At 58.8% G+C, this 6,233-nt stretch carries 2 protein-coding genes; one reads left to right on the top strand and one right to left on the bottom strand.

Annotated elements, in window-relative coordinates:
* The coding region (locus G5315_RS04385) for a type I secretion C-terminal target domain-containing protein (protein ID WP_421332551.1) at window positions 1-5,599 on the top strand (5,599 nt) is incomplete at its 5' end.
* A gap of 70 nt (window positions 5,600-5,669) precedes the next feature.
* Here the strand turns inward: G5315_RS04385 and G5315_RS04380 are convergent.
* Window positions 5,670-6,164, bottom strand: a complete 495-nt coding sequence (locus G5315_RS04380) for a hypothetical protein (RefSeq protein ID WP_266134389.1) — start codon at window positions 6,162-6,164, stop codon at window positions 5,670-5,672.
* Window positions 6,165-6,233 lie beyond the last annotated feature (69 nt).

Below are 6,233 nucleotides of genomic sequence, written 5' to 3'. Positions count from 1 at the left end.
CCTGGGGGCCAGCGGCCTGGCGGATGGCAAGTTCACCGTCAAGGCGGACGTGACCGACCAGGCGGGCAACCCGGCGAGCGACAAGGAAGAGGCGATCCTGGACAGCGTAGCTTCCTCAGCACCGACCGTGACCATCGTTGATGACACCAATAATGACCAAATGCTGACCAAGGGCGAGATTGGCAATGATCAGATCCAGGTTCGGGCAGAGGTCAATCATGCTGACTTGGTTGCGGGCGGCAAGGTGACGCTGACCATCAACAATGGTGGGGTGAACAGCACTGTCCAATTGACGCTCAAGGCCGATGGCACCCTGCTGGCAAGCAATGGCAAGAGCTACGGCTATCAGAACGGCACCATCAGCTGGACGGAAACGACCCCGGCCAACGGCAAGTCGCTGACGGTGACTGCGACCCAGACCGACAAGGCGGGCAACGTCTCACTGCCGGGCAGCGACAACGCGCAGATCCTGAATGAAGCGCCGGAGACGGCGAACAAGCAGGCAAACGGCCAGGAAGATGCAGCCAGCATCGCCATTCCGACCCTCAGTGGCAGCGACATTGATGGCAACGTGGTGAGTTTCACCATCAAGAGCCTGCCTGCCAACGGCATCCTCTATCTGAACGGGGTTGCGGTGACAGTGGATCAGAGCATTGCGGTGGCGGACGCCGGCAACCTCACCTTCACACCGAATACGAACTGGAACGGCAACACCAGCTTCAACTATGCGGCGGTAGACAACGACGGCGCCGTGGATGCGAGTCCCGCAACCGTGACCATCAAGGTGGATGCGGTCAACGATCTGCCGACGCTGACCATCTCCAACGGGGTTGTCGTCTCTGAAGAGGGGTTGGCAAACGGCATTGCCGACACGGTCGGCAATCCGGATACCACCAATGCCATCAAGGCGTCCGGTACCCTCTCGGTGGGCGACATCGACAGCAGCACACTCAACATTTCCCTGAATGGACCGGCCGGGCTGACGTCCGGTGGGGCAAAGGTCCAGTGGAGCTGGGATGGGGGCAGCAAGACGCTGGTTGGCTACACAGGGGTGATTGGCGGCGCCGATTACAAGGCTGTGGTCGAGGTCAAGCTGACGGCACCCAATGCCAGTGGAAAGGGTGAGTGGACCTATGACGTGACCCTCAAAGGTCCCCTCGACCACGGGGATACGACCTCGGAAGACAAGTTGTCGTTCCAGCTGGATGTGGAGGTCTCCGATGGCAGCGGCGTCACCAAGGACAAGCTGGATGTCAGCGTTGAGGACGACTCCCCCATTGCCGACAACAGCGATGCCGTTTCCGTGGTGAAGACCGATATTCCGAACGTGCTGACCGGGCTCTTTGACCTGACCAAGTACAGTGGCAACCAGAGCACTCTGAACATGGCGGGCTTTACTATCAGCGCCCTGGGCTTCAAGTCGGCAACAGACTCCTCACTGGTAACGGCGGTGGTCAACGGTTCCAGCTCGGGGCTGGGGGTGGCCAGCGGAGCTGCGCCTTACCACAACCTCGCCAACGAGATTGACTTCCGTCACTTTGCCGACGGATCGTCCGCCTCCGAGCAGCTGATCGTCAGGCTGGATGCGGGCAAGGTTGCCTACGGCGCCAACATCAAGTTCAGCAAGATGTTTGGCGGCGAGCTGGAGAGCGGGGTCGTGGAGTTCTATCGCGGTGGTGTACTGATCAGTACCCTGGTATTCAACTCCAACGCATCGGGTGGGGAGTTCAACCAGAACTTCCAGGTGCAGCAGGGGGGCTTTGATACCATGGTGATCAAGGCGACCAACAACGGCAGCACCAATACCTCCGACAACAGCGACTTCACCGTACAGAGCATCGAGTTCCTCGGTTCCAACACGGCGCAGGCAATCGCCTATGGTTCTGGCACCGTGACCCCGCAGTGGGGGGCGGATGGCAAGGGCTCCATCGGGCTGGTAATGGACCCGGCAACCTTCGAAAATGGTCTGCGAACGGCTTCCGGTTCTGCCATCGCCATCACCGCCAGCGGCGCCAATACCTTGGTCGGGAAGGATGCGGACGGCAACCTCATCTTCAAGCTGGAGTTTACGCCGGCCACAGGCAAGTGGGAGTTCTTCCAGTATCAGCGCATGTCCAAACCTCTGGGTGATGGCGACATCGACTTCCAGGTCCGGGTGGTGGATGGTGACGGCGACGCCAGCATTGGCTCCTTTGCAACCAAGCCTCTCTTCACGCCGCTGGTTCAGGGAGTCTCCAGCGAGAGCGTAACCGAAGGGGGCAATCTGCTGCACAAAGTCACCCTGTCAGATGCAACCCAGGAAGCGACTGAATACGATTTCGCCATTCGTGGTTCGGGCAACAACCCCGCCTCCAACCAGGATTGGGGCAATGCCCAGTTCAGCAATGGTGTGACCTATAACAGCACTACCGGCAAGATCACGGTACCAGCCGGCGTGTCGGACTTTACTGTGACCATCCCGACGGTGAACGATCGCTTGGTCGAAACGAACGAGACCCTCTCGGTGACCATCGGTGGGCAGAGCGGGACCGGCACCATAGTGGACAACGATCGGGCGCCGGTGACCACGGGTGGCTACAGTGCCGGCAAGGAGGACGCGCCACTGGTGCTGAAGTGGGCCCAGTTTGGTGCCAGCGATGATCAGGCCGTTTCTGACCTGAGCGTGCAGATCAACACCCTGCCGCTGAGCGGCAAGCTGGAATACCTGAACGCTGCTGGCCAGTGGATTGCAGTGAAGGTGGGGGATCTTGTCTCCTACGCCGATATCGACAGCGGCCATCTGCGCTTTGTGCCTAGTCTCAATGAATCCAGCAGCAATGCCCTCAATGGTGGCGGTACGACGACGGGCAACCAGCAAGGGGACTACGCCACTCTGGGTTACCAGATCAGCGATGGTGCCAACCTGAGTAACTCAGGCAAGCTGGTGATCGATATCACGGCGGTCGCGGACAAGCCGGTGGTCGACATCAGCCTGACCGGCAACGGCGTCCCGCTTTATACCCAGTACCCGTCGTCCGGCATCTCCACCGGGGCGTTCCAGAGCAGCAACTTCAACAAGGGCAACTTTGGCATCACCAATAGTCTGACCGACAGCACCACCAGTCAGGATCAAGTGGTGGGCGGCAACGGCAATGACTATATCGTCAGCGTGAAGGGCGGCGGCGATTACTTCGTCGGCGGTGCTGGCAATGACGTGCTGGTCGGTGGCAACTCCACCTCAGGTGACACCCTCGACGGCGGTACCGGCAACGATATCCTGGTGGCCGGATTGGGTGGCGACACCCTGTTTGGCGGCGCCGGTACCGACCTGGCCGTACTGATGGGCTCGCGTGCCAACTATGTCATCGAGCGCAGAAGTGACGGCGGTTTCAACTTCCTGGTGAAGGAGAACGGCGTCACCATCAGCAAGTCGCTCTACGACATCGAGTTGGTGCAGTTTGATGACGGCATTTACCAGTTCAACCAGACCGACGGCACCCTGACGGCGGTACAGCCGAGTGTGGTGGATTACCCGCTCGAGATCACTGCTTCCCTGACCGACCGTGATGGTAGCGAGCAGTTCGACAGCCTGGTGCTGACCGGCATGCCGACGGGGTCGACCCTCTATCAGGGCTCCACCGTGCTCGGCACCGTGGGGGCCGATGGCACGCTGACGCTGACCGGTCTGTGGAACCAGAGCGCGTTGGACGTCAAACTGACCGGTCTGACCCTGCGGGTGCCGGGCAGCAGTGCCGGCCAGTTCGACCTCAAGGTAGAAGCCATTGCCAAGGAAGTGGCGACCGATCAGACCAGCAGTGCATCGGATCAGGATTCGATCCGCATGAGCTACTTCCTTTCCACCGAAGGGGAGCCGGGCGATCAGAACCGCACCTATGGCAACGAGCACAATATCGTGGTCGGGGATCTGGATGGCAGCGTGGTACTGCCGGGCCAGAACTACAACATCGCCTTTATGGTCGACAGCTCGGGCAGTATCGGCACCAGCGCCATGAACACCATCAAGAGCCAGTTGGCACAGGTGTTTGCAACCCTCAAGACCAGTGCCGGTACTGAGGGGGCAGGCAAGGTCAATATCTTCCTGGTGGACTTCGACAGTCAGGCCAACAAGTCCATCAGCGTGGACTTGAAGGACCCCAATGTACTGACCAAGTTGCAGGCCGTGCTCGACAGCATGGACGGCAGTAACTGGAACGGTGGGGCGACCAACTACGAGGATGCGCTCAAGACTACCTCCAACTGGTTCAACAGCGACACCGCCAAGAACAACACCAACGCGAAGAACTTGGCGTACTTCATTACCGATGGGGCACCAAACACCTATTACGACTATGAACAGACCAACCCTATCGTGAATACGAAGACCAACGAACGTCTCGATTCGTTTGTCAACGTCAACAACTATGTGGCAGGGGAGGCCTTCTACGCCAACATAGGTGGTACCAACAGGGTGCTGATCGATGCTAGTGGCAGGGTTCAACAGTGGTCGCAAAACAGCAATAACAAGTGGAGCTCGACCACCATCGGGACCTTGAAGGCACAGGGGGATGGTACCTTCGAGATCTCCACCTCCTATGACAGCAACTACTGGGCATTGCAAAACGCTCTGGCTGTTCTGCCACTTCTGTTGGCCAATAACGTGACGCTGGAAGCGATCGGCATCGGCAGCAACGTCTCCATCGATACCCTGAAGCTGTTCGACAGTGATCAGATTGTGCAGTCCAACGTGTCAGCCAACGATCTAGCCAACGCCATCTTGGGCACCTCGGTGAATAACCTGCCGGGCAGTGACCGGATCGACGGCGGTGCTGGCGACGACATCCTGTTCGGGGATGCCATCCACTTCGCCGGTATCAACGGTGAAGGCTACGCGGCCATCAAGCAGTATGTGGCCGGCAAGCTGGGCGCAGGCTCGGTGACCGATGCCCAGGTCCATGACTACATCACGGACCATGCCAGCGAGTTCGATCAGTCCTCCAGCAATGACAAGGCGGACGTGCTGATTGGCGGGGATGGCAACGACATCCTGTTCGGTCAGGGTGGCGATGACTTCCTGTTCGGTGGTGCCGGCAACGACATCCTGTTCGGTGGTGCCGGCAACGACACCCTGTATGGCGAGAGCGGCAACGATACCCTGTACGGTGGCAGCGGCAACGATACCCTGTTTGGTGGTATTGGCGACGATAACCTGATCGGTGGTCTGGGCAATGACATCCTGGTTGGCGGGCTTGGCAATGACATTCTCAAGGGGGATAGCGGTGCCGATACCTTCACCTGGCTGCAGGGCGATACCGCCGCAGGCAGCGTTGCCAAGGATTACGTGGTCGACTTCTCCAAGGCGGAAGGTGACAAGCTGGATCTGAGCGACCTGTTGGATCACGACGGTTCTCGTAACCAGAACGATCTGAAGAGCCTGCTGTCGGTGTTCCAGGACAATGAAGGGGTACATCTACAGGTCAAGGAGAGCAGTACTGCGTCGGTGACTCAGGAAATAGTGCTGATGAACCATACTTTCGATAGTCTGACGGGGGGGGCAGGTACTACTGCCAACCAAGTGATCGATTACATGTTGACCAACAACATGCTCGATATCGACAAGTAAGCCCAACTCGGGACAGTAAAAAAGCGGCAGAGCAATCTGCCGCTTTTTTTATCTTGGCAGGGAGGCGAAATTAGTTGCCGAGTGTGGCAAACAGGCTCTGCTCAAGGGTGCCACGGGAAACGCAGACCGGCTTGATGGACGGGGCCGGTACGCGTTCGCCTGAGGATTCAACGAAGAACAGTTCGGTGTTGCCCTTGACGTTGACGGTTGCCACGCTGCTGTTGCCGCTCTGGGTGATGATCAGGTTGATCTGCAGGTTCGGGTTGCCCAGTGCAACTTTGGAACCCATGGTGCCGCAGTCCAGCCACTCCAGCCCGTCGGTTGACTGGTTGACGTTGGCGGTCATCAGGCCGGAGCCACGCTGGCTGTTTTCGATGGTGAGGCCGTGATCGGTGAACCACTTCTCGGCGCGAGCCCACACCAGATCCACCGGGATCGCCATCTCCTGAGTGTTGTTGGTTGCCTTGGCAATTGGCGGGTTGTAGCGATACTCCTCACCGCCGTTATTGTCGCCAGCACAACCAACCAGCAGCAGCGCCAATGCGCTCCCCATCATCTTTTTCATCTTGTTTCTCTCATCCATATCACCAGGCCATTGGCCAACCGGCGCCTATTATCGCCGGAGCGACAATCT

It is taken from the genome of Aeromonas sp. 603607 (assembly GCF_049171595.1).
Lineage (GTDB): Bacteria > Pseudomonadota > Gammaproteobacteria > Enterobacterales > Aeromonadaceae > Aeromonas > Aeromonas veronii.
The sequence above is the reverse complement of the archived record's forward strand: the minus strand, read 5'-3'. Positions and strand labels throughout refer to the sequence as shown.